This window comes from Sphingopyxis sp. (genome assembly GCF_035565275.1).
Taxonomy (GTDB): Bacteria; Pseudomonadota; Alphaproteobacteria; order Sphingomonadales; family Sphingomonadaceae; genus Sphingopyxis.
The window spans coordinates 1-14,872 of record NZ_DATMST010000054.1; the positions used below are offsets into that span (position 1 = coordinate 1).

A 14,872-nucleotide genomic window follows, 5' to 3' on the forward strand; every position below is an offset into this window, starting at 1 on the left:
GCCCGCGACCGACCTGTCGCGCGGCGCGAAGGGTGGCCGCCGTCTGCGCGGCGTCGCGCTCGCCTATCTTGCCGCGACCGGGATGGAAGACGTCGCCTTGCTTGCCTTCCGGGTCTTTTCGGACGCCGACGGAATGACCGAGCGCCAGGCGGCGCTCGCGACGCTCGCGCATGGCGACAGCGACGAGCGCATCGCGGCGCTCGACATCTTCTACCAGCGCTATCGGGATAATCCGCTCGTGCTCGACAAATGGTTCCAGGTGCAGGCGTGGTCGATACGGCCCGACGCGGTCGATGCGGTGAAGGAACTGGCGCAGCATCCCGACTTCACGCTCGCGAACCCCAATCGCGTGCGCTCGCTCTATGGCGCGCTGACGGGCAATCAGGCGGCGTTCCACCGGGCCGACGGCGCCGGTTACCGGCTGATCGCCGACCTCGTGATCGCGCTCGATCCGAAGAATCCGCAGACCGCGGCGAAGATGATCCCGCCGCTCGGCCGCTGGAAGCGCTTCGACGAGCGGCGGCAGGCGCTGATGAAGTGGGAGCTCGAACGCATCCTCGCCCAGCCGGGCCTGTCGCGCGACGTGACCGAGCAGGCGTCGAAGAGCCTGCTCGGCTGATCAGGTCGACGAGAACAGCTTGGTCCCGACGACGCCGATCACGATCAATGCCATGAAGCCGATCTGGACCCCATTCACCTTCTCGCCAAACCAGAAGATGCCGCCGATGATGACGCCGACGGCGCCGAGACCGGTCCAGATCGCATAGGCCGTGCCGGCGGCAATGCCGCGCATGGCAAACGCCAGCAGTGCCATGTTGAGGAAGCTCAGCGACACGGGGACGATCGACGCTTGCCAGGTGCCGAGCGTCGCTGCCCATTTGAGGCTGAGCGCCCAGATGATTTCGGTGAAAACGGCGATCGCGAGGATGATCCACGCCATGGCATGATCCTTTCAAGTCTGCGGGCTCGAAAGGATGTGCGCAGCCGGAAACCCGGAAGAGGCTGCGCAGCGATAGTCTGCCGGGCGCCTCTAGGACCGGGGACGAAAAATGGCAATCCTCGCGGAAGCGGAAATCAGCCGCCGAGCCAGCCCGAGACTTCGGCCGCGACCTTGTTCGCCCCGCGGGTCAGCGCTTCGCCGACCGGCTTGGCTTCGACCTTGCCGCCGATCGCTTCGCGCGCCTCGAACCGGCGCTGCGTCACCGTCTTGCCGCCCGCCGACACCAGCATCGCCTGATAGACGACCACCGCCTCGTTCGTGCGCGCATCGACGCCGAATTCCATGAGCTGTCCCGCGAGCTGTTCGCCCGGCGCGGTCAGATATTGCCCCTCGTCCAGCACGACGCGCGAGGTGCGTGCCGATATGGTTTCGGACACCAGCCGCTGGAACAGGCGCGACGGCGCCTCGACCCATTGCGCGTCCTTCACATAGGCGACGCTCGCCTCGTCCTGCTGCACCGGAATGCGCGTCGTGCGCAGCTTTTGCGGCGCGGTCGGGATCAGGATCGTCAATGTCGCCGCCTCGCCCGCAGTGCGTGCGCCGCCGGCAACGGGCGCCGCATCGGCGTCGAGTGTCAGCAGGAAGGGCGGGGTCTTTCCGCCGAGGCCGATGCACGCCGTCAGCGAGACGGCGGTGACGGCGACGAGGAGCGGGGCGCGGAGGCGGCGGATCATGATTTCGGTCCTCATTGCTTGTAATCGGGCAGCTTGCTGCCGCCGATAACCGCGCCCGCACCTTGCTGGTCGAGCTTGTCGGTCAGGCTGGACAGCGAGGTGGAGGTACGGCGCAGATCGCGGATCAGCGCATTGGCTTCGGGGATTGTCGTTTCGCTGAAGGTCTTGAGGCCGGGCCGCGCGTCGGAAATCGCCTGCTCGAGCGTCGCCATCGACGCATTCGCCGATTTCAGCGTGTCGCGCAGGTTCGCCATCGCGGGGTCCACGTTGCGGTCGATCGTCCCCTGCGCCGATGCGGCGAGATTGCCGATCTGTTCGGCGGCGTTGCCGGTCTGCTGGATCGCGATGCGCGTGTCGGCGAGCGCCTTTTCGAGCGCGGGACCGTTGCGCGCGAGGATCGCGGTCGACGCCTCGACATTTTTGAGGATACCGCGCAGGCTCGCCTGATTCTCGTCGTCGGCCAGTTCGGCAAGCCGCTCGGTCAATGTCGACAGGCGCTGGAGCAATTGCGGCGCGGTGTTGAGCAATTCGCCGAGGCCGCCGATGCGGGTCGGGATGACGGGTTTGCCGGCGGGCCCCTTGTCGGCGATCGGCGGGGCGCCCTTGACCGCGCCATCGAGCGAGATCTGCGAAACGCCGGTAAAGCCGACGCCTTCGAGCGCGGCGGTCGTGCCCTGCAGCACCGGAACGCCCTCGTTCACCTCGATGCGGACGCGAACGAACTGCGGATCGTCGGGCCACAGCGCGATCTCGCGCACCTGCCCCGAAGGGACGCCCGAAAACTGCACCTGCGCGCCCTTGTTCAGCCCGTCGACCGACTGTTTGAAAAATATGTCATATTCGCGCTTTTCGCCGCCGCTGTCGTTCGCCAGCCAGACGACGAAAAATGCGAGCGCGGCGGTGAAGAGGAGGACGAAAGCGCCGACGAGCACATTGTTCGACCGTGTTTCCATCAGCTTTTCCTATTCTGCCGCTCGGTGGCGATGTTGCAGCCTGCCGCTGCACGCCCGCGGGGCCCGTTGAAATAATCCTGTATCCACGGATGCTCGGTGGCAAGCAGTTCCGGGATCGTGCCGACGGCAATCACCTTCTTTTCTGCCAATACCGCGACCCGGTCGCAGGTTGCATAAAGCGTGTCGAGGTCATGGGTGATCAAGAAGACGGTCAGGCCCATGGTGTCGGCCAGCCCGCGAAGCAACTCGTCGAATTTGGCGGCGCCGATCGGGTCGAGGCCGGCCGTGGGCTCGTCGAGGAACAGGAGCGCGGGATCGAGCGCGAGCGCGCGGGCAAGGCCGGCGCGCTTCACCATCCCGCCCGACAGTTCGGCGGGAAACTTGGGGCCGGCATCTGACGGCAGGCCGACCATCTGGACCTTGTACGCCGCAATCTCGTCGAGCAGCTTCTGGTCGAGCCGCGGATAATATTCGCGCAGCGGAACCTGGATATTCTCGGCCACGCTTAGCGTCGAAAAGAGCGCACCGCCCTGGAACATCACGCCCCAGCGCCGCCGCAGGTCGCGCGATTCTTCTTCGTTGGCGATGGTGTCGAGCGTCTTGCCATACACCTCGATCTCGCCCGCGGTCGGCGTCTGCAATCCGATGATCGACCGCATCAGCACCGACTTGCCGGTGCCCGATCCGCCGACCACGCCCAGAATCTCGCCTGAGTGGACATCGAGGTCGAGGTCGTCGTGGATCACCGCATCGCCGAACTGGTTACGAAGGCCGCGGATGCAGATCGCCTTGTCGAACTTCTCGGGGCGTACTGCGTCCGCCGCTGCCAGCTCTTCGCGAATCTCGATTTCGGTCTCGTCGACCATCAATTCCATCCCAGCGAAGAGAAAAAGACGGCGAACATCGCGTCGAGGACGATGACGAGGAATATCGCGGCAACCACCGCGGATGTCGTGCGCTGCCCGACTTCCTCGGCGTTTTGCCGGACCTGCATTCCTTCGTAACAGCCGGTGACACCGATCAATATGCCGAACACCGGCGCCTTGATCAGCATGATCCAGAAATCGGTCATCGGAATGATTTCGCGCAGCCGCTGGATATAGGTGAGCGGCGGGATATCGAGGCCGACCCAGCAGAAAAGCCCGCCACCCGCGATCGCGCAGAGGCTGGCATAGAAGCCGAGCAGCGGCATGGTGATCGTTGATGCGGCGACGCGCGGGAGCACGATCGCCTCCATCGGCGATACGCCGATGGTGCGCATCGCATCAATCTCTTCGGTCAGCTTCATCGTGCCGATCTGCGCGGCGAAGGCCGATCCCGATCGACCCGCGACCATGATCGCCGTCATCAGCAGGCCCAGTTCGCGGATCGAGGCGCGGCCGACGAGGTTGATCGTGAAGACCTCAAGCCCGAATTGTTCGAGCTGCACTGCGCCCTGCTGCGCGATCACGATCCCGATCAGGAAGCTCATCAGGCCGATGATGGGGAGGGCGTCCACGCCGACCGCCTGGAAACGCGTAACAACGGCGTTCCAGCGCAGGCGGCGGCGCGCGCGAATCTGCGTCCCCAGCGCGACGATCATCGCGCCGAAGAAACCCACGATACCAAGAAGTTCGTGCCAGATCGCCGTACTGGCGGTGCCGACCTGTTCGAGCATGCGCACCCATCCCGGGCGGCGGTCGCGGTGGACGCGATATTCGCTCTTGTCGCTGGCGAGCGCTTCAAGCAGGCGCTGCGCCTCTTCGCTCGCGCCGACCACCTTCGCGTCATGTGCTCCTGCGGTGCGCGTCACGATCCACGCGCCCACAGTGTCGATCCGTTCGAGCGCGGAAAGGTCGAGTGTCGCGATCGGGCCGAGCGCATCGAGCCGCGCCGGCAGATCGCCAAGCCGCGCCAGCGTCAAACGGCCGGTGAAGCGAACCTCGGCGCCATCGGCACCGTCGCTATGTTCGAAATCCGCCCTGGCCACCATCGTGCGGGGGACATTGTATTATTTGCCTCACCACGGCAAGTGAATCCATGGTTCGGCTTGACGGGTCTTGGCCGCAATGCGGGGTCCTTCTATGGGATGGATATGGAAGATCCGATCGCGACCCCTATGGCCGACTATACGCACCGCGTGGCCATGTACGATATGGACCGGACGATAACGCGTTCAGGGACTTACAGCGGGTTTCTCATGCATGTTGCGCGGCGACGCCAGCAATGGCGACTGTTGCTCCTGCCGATCGTCGGCCTGGCCGGCGCAGCCTGGTCGCTGGGCCTGATCGATCGTTCGCGGCTGAAGGCGATCAATCTGCGGCTACTTGTCGGGAAGCGTTTTCGTCGCGCCGAGATATTGCCGCTGGCCGAAAGCTATGCCGACCGGGTGGTGGCGCGCGGGCTGCATCCTGCTGCGCTCGCGCAGATCGCGACGGACCGCGAGGCGGGGTACCGGCTGCTCCTCGCGACCGCGTCTTTTCATCTTTACGTCGATGCGATCGCGCGCCGCCTGGGCATGGACGATGTGCTTGCGACGCGGCTCGACGAGCCCGACGGCACCGATCATATTCATGCGCGGCTCGCGGGCGACAATTGTTATGGCGACGCGAAGTTCGCGCGCATTTCGGATTGGTTCGCGGCGAATGAAATCACGCGCGATCAAACCCATATCCGGGCCTATTCGGACCATGTTTCGGACCATCCGATGTTGCACTTCGCCGACGAGGCGGTCGCGACGACGCCGTCGCGCAAGCTGAAGCTGCTCGCGCCGAAAATGGGCTGGCAGGTCGTCGACTGGCGCGCGACGCGCGGCCGTTAGACCGCGCCCAGCGCCTGCGCGAAATCGGCGATCAGATCGTCGGGGTCTTCGATGCCGATCGAGACGCGCACCAGATTGTCGGTGATGCCGAGCGCCTTCTTGCGCTCGATGGGCACCGACAGATGCGTCATTGCCGCCGGATGGCTGGCGAGCGTCTCGGTACCGCCCAGGCTGACCGCAAGCTTTGCGATCTTCAGCGCGTCGAGGAAGCGGAAACTCTCTTCTTCGCCGCCCTTGATGAACAGCGAGAAGGTCGATCCGGCGCCGGTGCAATGGCGGTCGAAAATATCCTTCTGGCGCGGATCCTGAATGAAGCCGAGATAGCCGAGCCCCTCGACCTTCGGATGATCGCGGAGGAAGGTGCAGACCTTCAGTGCGTTTTCGCCCGCGCGGCTCATGCGCAGTTCGAGCGTTTCGAGGCTGCGGAGCAGCATCCATGCGGTGTTGGGATCGCAGATCGTGCCGATCGTGTTGCGCATCGGACGGATGATGTTGAGCAGTTTCTGGTCGCCCGACACGCCGCCCGCGACGAGATCCGAATGGCCGCCGGCATATTTGGTGAGGCTGTAGACGACGAGTTCGGCGCCCTGCCTGATCGGCTTTTGCCACAGCGGGCCGAGGAAGGTGTTGTCGATTGCGATTGGCGGCTGCTGTTCGCCGGGGAAGGCGGCGTCACGCGCGCCGCGGACGGCTTCGACATCGACCAGCGCGTTGGTCGGGTTCGCCGGGCTTTCGAGATAGACGAGCGCGACCTTGCCGCCCTTCTCGTCGGCGAGCGCCTGCGCGCGGGCGAGAATGGCGTCGATCTCCTCGCGCGTCGCGCCGGCGGGGAAATCGACGAAGCTGACGCCGAAGCGCGACAGGATGCGCGCGATCAGCGTTTCGGTCGCGGCATAAAGCGGCCCCGAATGGACGATCACGTCATTCTGCCCGACGAGTGCGAGGAGCAGGGTCGCGATCGCCGACATGCCGCTCGAAAAGACGAGGCTGTCGTCGGCGCCGTCCCACACCGCGAGGCGGTCCTCGAGGATTTCCTGGTTCGGGCCGTTGAAACGCGAATAGACGAGGCCGTCAGCCGGACCCTCGCGCTTGCCGGTGATATGTTCGAAGAAACGCTTGCCCGCCGCCGCGCTTTCGAAAGCGAAGGTCGAGGTCAGGAAGATCGGCGGCTTCAGCGAGCCTTCGGAGAGCACGGGATCATAGCCGAGTCCCATCATCAGCGTGGCGGGGCTGAGTTCCTTGTCGCCGATTTTCTTGGTGTTGGTCTTGGGTTTGCCGCGCATGGCCATGGGGGATGCTCCTTGAGTGTTGCCGTCCTTATAGCGCCCGAAGTTTCGTTTGAAACTATATTGCGCGGCTCATCCGATCATCGCGATGGCCCAGATCACCCCGATGAGCAGCGGAACGCCGATGATGTCGAGCGCCAGCCCGGCCTTCAATATGCGCGGCAGGGCGATGTGGCCGGTCGCCCAGGCCAGCGCGTTGGGACCGGTGCCCGACGGCAACATGAAGCCCCAGCTTGCCGCCATGGCGACGGGTAGCGCGAGCAGCACCGGGTCGACGCCCGTCGCCGCGATCAGCGCGGCGAGCACGGGCATGATCCCGCTCGCGGTCGCGACATTGCTCGCAAATTCGGTGATCAGGATGGTGAGCGCGACGATCGTCGCCGCGAGCAGGATCGTCGGCACGCTGCCGAGCGGTGCCAGCACCGCGCCGAGCCACGCGGCGAGCCCGCTTGCGGTGATCGCGGCGGCGAGCGCGAGGCCGCCGCCGAACATCATGATGACGCCCCATGGCGCGCGGTCGGCTTCTTTCCAGAGGAGCAGCGGCCGGCCGGTGCCGTCGGGCAGGATGAACAGCAGCAGGCTGCCCGCAACCGCGATCGTGCCGTCGGTGAGCGCGCCCTTGGGTAGCAGCGGTTCGAGCCACGGCTGCGCGATCCACGCGACGAGCACGAGCAGGAAGATCGGGACGACGCGGCGTTCGGCGGTTGACCAGATCGCCTGGTTGCCGAGCGCCGCCGCCGCCGCGGTGCCGTCGAAGGGATGATCGGCAAGCCGCTGGACGCGCGCGAGAATCCGCATCGCGATCGGCGTCGACAAGAGGACGATGGGGACGCCGTAGATCGCCCAGTCGAGGAAGGCGATGCGCAGCCCCAGTGCCTTTTCGATCAGCCCCGCCGCAATGGCGTTGGTCGGGCTGCCGACAAGCGTGCCGAGCCCGCCGAGCGAGGCGGCGAAGGCGATACCCATCATCACCGCACCCGGGAAGCCATCGGTTTCGCCTTCGCTGATGCCGCCCGCGCGCACGACCGCGAGCGCGATCGGGATCATGATCAGCGCGGTCGAGGTGTTCGAGATGAACATGCTGAGCAGCGCGGTCGCCGCCATGAAAGCGAAGAGCAGTCCGCTCGCGGTCGGGGCGGCGCGTTTGAGGAGCGCGAGTGCGAGGCGGCGATGCAGCCCGACACGTTCGATCGCCAGCGCGAGGAAGGCGCCGCCGAGGATCAGGAACAGGATCGGCGAATAATATTCCTTCGCGATCGCATTGGCGTCCATCACGCCGAACGCTGGCACGGTGAGGAAGGGGAGGAGCGCGGTGACGGTCAGCGGCAGCGCCTCGGTCATCCACCAGATCGCCATCAAGACGGTCAGCGCCGCGACGCGCCACGCGGTGACCTCCATCCCCGCGGGAGCGGGCAACAGGAGCATGATGCAGAAAACGACGAGCCCGCCGATCAATCCCAACCAGCGCGTGCGCGTCATCGACCCCTCATCCTCCCGCCAGTCCGATCACCGACAATTGGCGGCCATAGGAATTTTCCCCTTTGTGGCACGCGCGGCGATAGCTGAAATAGTCGTCGGCTTCGGCATAGGTGTCCTGTCCGCCGATGGCAATTCGCGTCACGCCGGCTGCAGCGAGCCGCGCTGCGACATAGGCGGCGATGTCGAACATCGCGTGGCCGGGCTTGCCGGCAGCGAAAAAGCGTTCGTTGACGGGATCGTCGGCGAGAAGGCGTTCGACGAAATTCTCGTCGACTTCATAGGAAGCGCGCCCGATGCACGGGCCGATCGCTACCGCAATATCGGCGCGGCTTGCTCCAAGGCTCTCCATCGCGTCCAGCGTCGCGTCGGTAACTCCGGCGAGGGCGCCTTTCCAGCCCGCATGCGCGGCGCCGATGACGCCGGCGTCGCGGTCGGCGAACAGCACGGGGACGCAGTCGGCGGTCAATATGCCAAGCAATATGCCGGGCGTCCGCGTCGCGAGCGCATCGGCCTCGGGCCTTGCGGCAAGGTCGGTTTCCGCATCGACGATCACGCAGCGATTGCCATGCACCTGATAGAGGCCGGTCAGCGCTGCGCCGGGAAGGACAGCCTCGGCCACGCGCCGCCGGTTCTCGGCAATCAGCGCCGGGTCGTCGCCCGAACCGAGGCCGCAATTGAGCGAGGCAAGCTCGCCAGTCGAGACGCCGCCGCGACGGCCGAAAAATCCGTGCGGGATGCCGGCGAGCGGCGCTGCAATTTCGAACGGCGCCGTCACAGGTCGAGCCGGAAGATGCGATCTTCGTCGATATGGTTGCCGACGCGAAAGGCGTTGCGGCCGACGTCGACGAAACCATAGCGGCGGTAAAATGCCTGCGCGCGCGGGTTCTCGGTAAAGACCGAGAGGTAGAGGGTCGAGGCGCGTTCGCGGGCCCATGCGATGCCCCAATCAGTCAGCGCGGCGGCAACTCCGGTGCCTTTCGCAGCTTCGCCGACGTAGAGCTGGTGAAGCTCGGTCGCATCTTCGACGGGCTGGCCTTCGGGCAGGTCGAAATCGATCGGTCCCATCTTGATGAAACCGGTGATCGCTCCGGCGTCGTCACGGGCAAGGGCGATTGCCCATTCGGGATCGGCGATCTGTCCCCGGAGGCGTTCGGGCGGGTTCCATCCCGCAAGGAATGCTGCAAGGTCGGCAGGGTCGTAGATATGCCCGAAGGTGTGCGTAAAGGCGCCGCTTGCGAACAAGGTCAGTTCGCCGACGTCGGCGTCGCGTGCGAGGGTGATAATCGTCATGCCGTTGCCTTGGCCCCGAAACCTTCGGGTCGCGGCCAGCCCGGGGCGGAGGCGGCCATGACCTTGAACAATTCGCCCATCGCTTGCGCGTCGACAAGCCGGTCGCGCTGGCCTGCGAGTTCGTCGGCGCGTCCGGGCGAGGCGCTTGCTAGCGCGTTCAGCCGCGCGTCGATACCGAGCGCGCGGAGCCATGCGCCTTGACTAACCGGACCTTCGGTCCGGATTCCGGCGCTCCGGGCCGCATCGGCCAGCGCGGTGAAATCGACATGAGTCGTCAGGTCGACCTCGCCCGGATCGGCGAAAGGGTCGGCGAACCGGTGCGCCTTGACCGCCTGAAGCGTGTCGCCAGCGGCGGGACCGCTATAGCCATAGTCGATCACCAGCATCGCGCCGCCGCATCGGGCGAGGCGAAAGGCACAGCGCTGCATGATTGCCGCCGATACCGGCGCCGTTTCGACGATGCTCCCTTCGCCGCCGGCCCGCAGCATGACGGGGATGGTGTCGTCGGCGGGGATATCGCCCGGCACAGCGGCGAGTTTTCCGTCCGCGCCTTCGACCATGCGTTCGCGCCAGCCTGCGGTCGTCCGGATATATTGGTGGACGGGCAGGGCGTCGAAAAATTCGTTCGCGACGATGATCAGTGGCGCGTCGTCGGGGAGAGCGTCGACTTCGTCATGATGCTTGGCGGCCGGCAGGCGGGAAAGCTGCGCCGCGCGCAGCGCCGGGCTTGTCTCGACCAGATGGACGCCCTGCGGCGTGCAGCCGAGCTGCGCCATCACGCGTAGCGCATCGACGGCGAGCGTGCCGCGGCCGGGACCGAGCTCTACATAACGAAAGGCGGGGTTGCCCGCGCGATGCCAGAGGTCGGCGATCCAGATTCCGATCATCTCGCCAAACATCTGGCTGATTTCCGGCGCGGTGATGAAATCGCCCGCGGCGCCGAGCGGGTCGCGGGTCGCATAATAATAGCCGTTTGCCGCCGCGATGAAGTCGGCCACCGTCACGGGTCGTGCCGCCGCAATTTCGCCGATCAATTCTGCGGGGCTCGGTGGACCGTCACGCAATGCTGTCGGTTCCGGCGATCGGCTCGATCCGGCGGCGGCGTCCCTTGGCGGTTGCGACGAGCCAGATGCCGGCGATCAGCATCGGCAGGGTCAGCGTCTGCCCCATCGTCAGCCCCCACGACAGGGTCCCCAGCTGGACGTCGGGTTCGCGCACGAACTCGACCGCGAAGCGGCTGAGGCCATAGATGATCGCGGCGAGGCCGAAGAGGAAGCCGGGCTTGTACCGCGCGTCGGTGCGCCAGAAGAAAAAGGCGAGGATCGCCATCATCACGATCCCCTCGAGCCCGGCTTCATAGAGCTGGCTCGGGTGGCGAGGGTCCATCGTGCCGCTGTCCGGAAAGATGATCGCCCACGGTACGGTCGTCGCGCGGCCCCACAGCTCGCCGTTCACGAAATTGGCGAGGCGGCCGAAGAAGAGGCCGAAGGGGACAACGCAGGCGACATAGTCGCAAAAGCGCAGAAAGCTGAGCTTTTCCTTGCGAGTCACATACCAGATCGCGATCAGCACCCCGATCACGCCGCCGTGCAGCGACATGCCGCCGTCCCACAGCTTGAAGATCGAGAGCGGTTCCTCGAGATAGGCGCCGAGGTTGTAGAAAAGCACATAGCCAAGCCGCCCGCCGAGGATGATCCCGAGCATCGCGTAGAAGATCATGTCATCGGCATGGCGCCGCGCCATCGGCGCGCCCGGCTGCGCGATCAGCCTGAGCAGATACCAGTAACCGACGAAGATGCCGGCCAGATAGGCGAGCGCATACCACCGGATGGGGAGGCCGAAGACGCTGAAGGCGATCTCGCTATTCTCTCCCATCAATTCATGAAAGTTAAGATATTGCGTTGCTTCGGCTAAGGTTGCAAAAAGAAACATATCGTCGCGCTGTCCTTCCCCAGGAGAGGCCTCCCCATAAGGGGTTAGACAAGCGAGACCAAGAGGAGAGATCAAAGATGCCATCTGCGCTCGATTTGCGCCTGGAAGCCGCCTATAATCTGATCACCGGTCCGGGCGGACCGATCCAGCTCGGGTCCGTCGAACGCTTCGGCCACCAGCTTCCCTTTATCGCCAATGCGCCGACCAATCTCGCCGACTATGTTGCGTTTTTTGCCGCGCAACATGGCGATGCGACCTTCCTCGTCGAAGGCGATGAACGTCTGTCGTTCAAGCAGGTCTATATGGCGGCGCGCCAGGTCGCAGCGGGGCTGGTCGAAGGCTATGGCGTCCAGCGCGGTGACCGCGTGGGGCTTGCGATGCGCAACGCCAATGCGTGGTGCGTGACCTATATCGGCATCCTGATGGCGGGCGGCTGCGCGACCTTGCTCAATGGCTGGTGGCAGGGCGGAGAACTCGCTGCGGGGATCGACGACAGCGAGGCGAAGCTCCTCATCGCCGACGTGCAGCGCGCGGCACGGCTTGAGGAGCCGGGGGTGCAGCATGGCGCAAAGGTGATCACCCTCGACATCGCGCAACCGATCGATCAGGCGATCGCGCCGATCACGGGCGCAGGCGGCAGCGCCGCGACGGCGCTTCCCGCCCTGACCGGACAGGACCTTGCGACGATTCTCTTCACCTCGGGATCGACGGGCCAGTCGAAGGGCGCCTATTCGCGCCACGAGGCGGTGTGTCAGGCGATCTTCAACTATGTGACGCAGACCGCGAGCATCGTCCACCTGCTGACCGAAGACGGCCAGATGTCGGACATCCAGCCCGCGACCCTGATCTGCACGCCGCTATTCCACGTTACTGCCGAAATTCCGGTCTTCCTGCAAAGCTTCGCGCTCGGCCGCAAGCTGGTCCTGATGCCCAAATGGAATGCCGAGGAAGCAATGCGGCTGATCCAGGACGAGCAGGTCAATTATTTCGTCGGCGTGCCGCTGATGAGTTACGAAATCCTCATCCACCCGAACCGCAAGAATTACGACCTGTCGACGTGCAAGAGCTACGCCGGCGGCGGCGCGCCGCGTCCACCCGAGCATGTGAAGCGCCTCGCGACCGAGATGGGCGAGGGCAAGCCCCTGCTCGGCTATGGTCTCACCGAAACCAACGCGGTCGGTTGCGGCATCGTCAACGAAAATTATCTGGCAAAGCCGATGTCGACGGGCCCGGCGTCGAAGCCGCTCGTCGATCTCGCGATCCTTGACGACAATGGCGACGCGGTCTCACAGGGCGGCGTCGGCGAAGTCTGCATCCGCTCGGTGTGCAATTTCGAGGGTTACTGGAACAATGAGGCGGCGACCAAGGCGGCCTTTTTCGACAATGGCTATTTCCGGTCGGGCGACCTCGGTTATCTCGATGAGGACGGCTATCTGTTCATCGTCGATCGCAAGAAGGACATCATCATCCGCGGCGGCGAGAATATTAGCTGTCAGGAAGTCGAAGCGGCGATCTACGAGCATCCCGAGGCGAATGAATGCGCGGTCTTCGGCCTGCCCGACGAGAGGCTCGGAGAAGTCGTCGGCGCGGTGATCTGGATGAAGCCCGGCAGCACCGTCGCCGCGGAGGATATGTGTTCCTTCCTCAGCGCGCGGCTCGCACCCTATAAGGTGCCGAGCAAGATATGGATGTCGAACGACGCGCTGCCCAAGCTCGGCAGCGAAAAGATCGACAAGGTCAGCTTGCGCAACCATTATCGCGAGGAATATGCGGCGGAGGCCGTCGCGTAGGACGGAAAGAAGGAGCGAACCGGGATCATGGCCGAGGCTGAAAGTCCCGTCACTCCTTCGGAAGCTTCATTGCCGGTACGCGTCTACCGCCACCGCTTGCCTGTGCGTATCTGGCATTGGGCGAACGCCGTGACCCTGCTCGTCCTGCTGATGAGCGGGCTGATGATCTTCAACGCGCACCCGCGCCTTTATTGGGGGCAATATGGCGCCAACCCCGACTACGCCTGGTTCGCGGTCGGTTCGACGCCGAAGACGGGTTTCTTGCGCGTCGGGGCAACGCGGATCGAAACGACGGGCGTGCTCGGTCGCTGGACCGACGCCAACGGCAAATCGCAGACCTGGGCCTTTCCCGGCTGGGCGACGATCCCGACGACATACAGTTTGGCCGACGGGCGTCGCTGGCATTTCCTCTTCGCGTGGGTGCTCGCGATCAGCCTGACGCTCTTCATGTTGTGGAGTCTGATCGGCGGGCACCTGAAGAGGGATCTGCACGTCCGTCGCGGCGAGTGGTCACTGCGCCACATCTGGCAGGATGTGAAAGATCATGCCCGGTTGCGCTTGCCGGCAGGCGAGGCTGCGGCGCGATACAATATCCTTCAGAAACTGAGCTACATCGGCGTTATCTTTGTGCTGTTGCCGCTGATGATCGCGACCGGACTCACGATGTCGCCGGGAATGAACGCCTCCATGCCATGGCTGCTCGATCTGTTCGGCGGGCGTCAATCGGCGCGCTCGATCCATTTTCTCGCCGCGTGGGCGCTGATCGCTTTCTTCCTTGTCCATATTGCCATGGTTTTGCTCGCCGGGCCGGTCAACGAAATCCGGTCAATGATGACGGGCTGGTTCCGGCTGCGACCCGAAAAAGGCGAGAGGGCTTGAGCGATATCCTCATCCCGCGCCGGCAACTGTTCGCGCGCACCGGCTGCTTGGTCGCTGCGGCGGGCGCGCTGCCCTTGCTGTCCGGTTGCGATGCGATCAACGGGGCGCCCGCAGTGCGCAAGATCCTGTCGATGGGCGAGGAAATGAACCGTGCGAGCCAGCGCGCATTGATGGATCGCGATGCGCTGGCGCGCGAATTTTCCCGCGCGGATCTGTCGCCGATCTTCCGTTCGAACGGAACGAAGCTGCCGCCGGGCGATGACTATGCCGCACATGCGGCGAATGGCTTTGTCGACTGGAGGGTCCAGGTTACTGGCCTCGTCGCGCGGCCGTTATCGCTGTCGCTGGCTGACGTCCGCGCGATGCCGCAGCGCACCCAGATCACCCGCCACGACTGCGTCGAGGGATGGAGCGCGATCGGGCAATGGACGGGGCCGCGGCTCGGCCGGATTCTCGCCGCTGCGGGAGTCCGCGACAGTGCGCGCTACATCGTATTCCGCTGCGCCGACCGCATCGGTGGCGATCTTTACTACGAAAGCTGCGACATGGTCGATGCACTGCATCCGCAGACGATCATGGCTTGGGCCTTGAATGACGCGGTGCTGCCGATCGCCAACGGCGCGCCGCTGCGCCTCCGGATCGAACGCCAGCTCGGATACAAGCACGCCAAATATGTAAACGCGATCGAGGCGGTCGCGAGCCTCGATGCCATCGGCGAGGGGAAGGGCGGCTATTGGGAGGATCGTATCGATTATGAATGGTATGCCGGAATTTGACGGGAACCTTTTC

16 protein-coding genes are annotated in these 14,872 nt (G+C 64.9%); 5 read left to right on the forward strand and 11 right to left on the reverse strand.

What is annotated here, in order from left to right; genetic code table 11:
• On the forward strand, window positions 1-619 hold a 619-nt coding region (locus tag VN047_RS03455; RefSeq protein ID WP_325540050.1), incomplete at its 5' end, for an aminopeptidase N C-terminal domain-containing protein.
• On the opposite strand, the gene VN047_RS03460 is transcribed toward VN047_RS03455, so the two are convergent.
• The 5 genes from VN047_RS03460 to VN047_RS03480 all read right to left on the reverse strand — a co-directional run bounded on the left by VN047_RS03460 (window position 620) and on the right by VN047_RS03480 (window position 4,599).
• Window positions 620-940: a multidrug efflux SMR transporter gene (locus VN047_RS03460; RefSeq protein WP_325540051.1), complete on the reverse strand. Its 321-nt coding sequence runs from the start codon at window positions 938-940 to the stop codon at window positions 620-622.
• 134 nt (window positions 941-1,074) lie between these two features.
• A complete protein-coding gene (locus VN047_RS03465; RefSeq protein WP_325540053.1) occupies window positions 1,075-1,674 on the reverse strand; it encodes an ABC-type transport auxiliary lipoprotein family protein in 600 nt (199 codons plus the stop codon).
• A gap of 11 nt (window positions 1,675-1,685) precedes the next feature.
• A complete protein-coding gene (locus VN047_RS03470) occupies window positions 1,686-2,627 on the reverse strand; it encodes an MlaD family protein (protein ID WP_325540055.1) in 942 nt (313 codons plus the stop codon).
• The gene (locus VN047_RS03475) at window positions 2,627-3,493 is read right to left on the reverse strand and encodes an ABC transporter ATP-binding protein (RefSeq protein WP_325540056.1); all 867 of its coding nucleotides are present in this window, start codon (window positions 3,491-3,493) and stop codon (window positions 2,627-2,629) included. The genes VN047_RS03470 and VN047_RS03475 overlap by 1 nt, the downstream gene beginning before the upstream one ends.
• The gene (locus tag VN047_RS03480) at window positions 3,493-4,599 is read right to left on the reverse strand and encodes an ABC transporter permease (protein ID WP_325540058.1); all 1,107 of its coding nucleotides are present in this window, start codon (window positions 4,597-4,599) and stop codon (window positions 3,493-3,495) included. Before VN047_RS03480 ends, VN047_RS03475 begins: the two co-directional genes overlap by 1 nt.
• Window positions 4,600-4,701: 102 nt before the next feature.
• Between VN047_RS03480 and VN047_RS03485 the strand changes: the two genes are divergently transcribed.
• Window positions 4,702-5,427 carry an HAD-IB family hydrolase gene (locus tag VN047_RS03485; RefSeq protein ID WP_325540060.1) on the forward strand — a complete coding sequence of 242 codons (726 nt, stop codon included), beginning with the start codon at window positions 4,702-4,704 and terminating at the stop codon, window positions 5,425-5,427.
• On the opposite strand, the gene VN047_RS03490 is transcribed toward VN047_RS03485, so the two are convergent.
• The 6 genes from VN047_RS03490 to lgt all read right to left on the reverse strand — a co-directional run bounded on the left by VN047_RS03490 (window position 5,424) and on the right by lgt (window position 11,414).
• On the reverse strand, window positions 5,424-6,716 hold the full coding sequence (locus VN047_RS03490) for a cystathionine gamma-synthase family protein (protein WP_325540062.1): 1,293 nt from the start codon (window positions 6,714-6,716) through the stop codon (window positions 5,424-5,426). The genes VN047_RS03485 and VN047_RS03490 overlap by 4 nt on opposite strands.
• A gap of 69 nt (window positions 6,717-6,785) precedes the next feature.
• A complete protein-coding gene (locus VN047_RS03495) occupies window positions 6,786-8,192 on the reverse strand; it encodes a DASS family sodium-coupled anion symporter (RefSeq protein ID WP_325540065.1) in 1,407 nt (468 codons plus the stop codon).
• Between the two features lie 7 nt (window positions 8,193-8,199).
• A complete protein-coding gene (gene pgeF, locus VN047_RS03500; RefSeq protein ID WP_325540068.1) occupies window positions 8,200-8,967 on the reverse strand; it encodes a peptidoglycan editing factor PgeF in 768 nt (255 codons plus the stop codon).
• Window positions 8,964-9,482, reverse strand: coding sequence for a GNAT family N-acetyltransferase (locus VN047_RS03505; protein WP_325540070.1), 519 nt, complete (start codon window positions 9,480-9,482; stop codon window positions 8,964-8,966). Before VN047_RS03505 ends, pgeF begins: the two co-directional genes overlap by 4 nt.
• A complete protein-coding gene (locus VN047_RS03510) occupies window positions 9,479-10,486 on the reverse strand; it encodes a class I SAM-dependent methyltransferase (protein WP_325540072.1) in 1,008 nt (335 codons plus the stop codon). Before VN047_RS03510 ends, VN047_RS03505 begins: the two co-directional genes overlap by 4 nt.
• 52 nt (window positions 10,487-10,538) lie before the next feature.
• Window positions 10,539-11,414 carry a prolipoprotein diacylglyceryl transferase gene (lgt, locus tag VN047_RS03515; RefSeq protein ID WP_414712659.1) on the reverse strand — a complete coding sequence of 292 codons (876 nt, stop codon included), beginning with the start codon at window positions 11,412-11,414 and terminating at the stop codon, window positions 10,539-10,541.
• A gap of 77 nt (window positions 11,415-11,491) precedes the next feature.
• Here lgt and VN047_RS03520 point away from each other — a divergent pair, with 77 nt between their 5' ends.
• Genes VN047_RS03520 through VN047_RS03530 form a run of 3 tightly spaced genes read left to right on the forward strand, consistent with a single transcriptional unit; the run spans window position 11,492 to window position 14,859 of the window.
• The gene (locus VN047_RS03520; protein WP_325540076.1) at window positions 11,492-13,204 is read left to right on the forward strand and encodes a class I adenylate-forming enzyme family protein; all 1,713 of its coding nucleotides are present in this window, start codon (window positions 11,492-11,494) and stop codon (window positions 13,202-13,204) included.
• Window positions 13,205-13,231: 27 nt separating this feature from the next.
• Window positions 13,232-14,083, forward strand: a complete 852-nt coding sequence (locus tag VN047_RS03525; RefSeq protein WP_325540078.1) for a cytochrome b/b6 domain-containing protein — start codon at window positions 13,232-13,234, stop codon at window positions 14,081-14,083.
• Window positions 14,080-14,859, forward strand: a complete 780-nt coding sequence (locus VN047_RS03530) for a molybdopterin-binding protein (RefSeq protein ID WP_325540080.1) — start codon at window positions 14,080-14,082, stop codon at window positions 14,857-14,859. Before VN047_RS03525 ends, VN047_RS03530 begins: the two co-directional genes overlap by 4 nt.
• Window positions 14,860-14,872: the final 13 nt, after the last annotated feature.